The following is a 558-nucleotide window of genomic DNA, read 5'->3' as shown; positions in this document are numbered from 1 at the left end:
GCTATACGGATCATAGATTTATAATTGCGTGCTAGTTTATCAAATCGAGTTGCAATAGCACGGAAATGTTTTAATCTCGCAAAAGCATTTTCAACTAAATGTCTTAATTTATATAGATATTTATCAAATTCCTTATTCGATCTCTTACTGTTTGATCTCAATGGAATAATGGGAATCATATTCTTGTTCTTGGCACATATTCTAATGTGCTCAGCATCATACCCCTTGTCAGCAATGAGATAAGTTGCCTCGCCTACAATATCAATCAGTTGTTTTGCAACTTGACTGTCGTGGACGTCACCCCCAGTGATTTTAAAATCAATCGGTAATCCATTCGCGTCGGTTGCAAGATGTATTTTTGTTGTTCGTCCACCGCGTGATTGTCCAATTGCTCTTTCGAAACCATGCCGAGCTCCACTTGCATGTTGATGCACGCGTATGTAGCTTCCATCAATGAATACCCATTCCTGATCCAGAATGCCTCGTAATCTAAAAAAAATTTATCCCATAATCCCTTACTTGCCCAGCGATTAAAGCGATTGTAAGCAGTTTGCCAAG

General features: G+C 38.9%; 1 pseudogene. It reads right to left on the bottom strand.

Features of this window, described 5'->3' with window-relative positions:
- Nucleotides 1-558, bottom strand: a pseudogene (locus GTU69_RS16950) (IS5 family transposase); the annotation flags it as partial.

It is taken from the genome of Acinetobacter sp. SA01, assembly GCF_011319235.1.
Lineage (GTDB): Bacteria > Pseudomonadota > Gammaproteobacteria > Pseudomonadales > Moraxellaceae > Acinetobacter.
The sequence above is the reverse complement of the archived record's forward strand: the minus strand, read 5'-3'. Positions and strand labels throughout refer to the sequence as shown.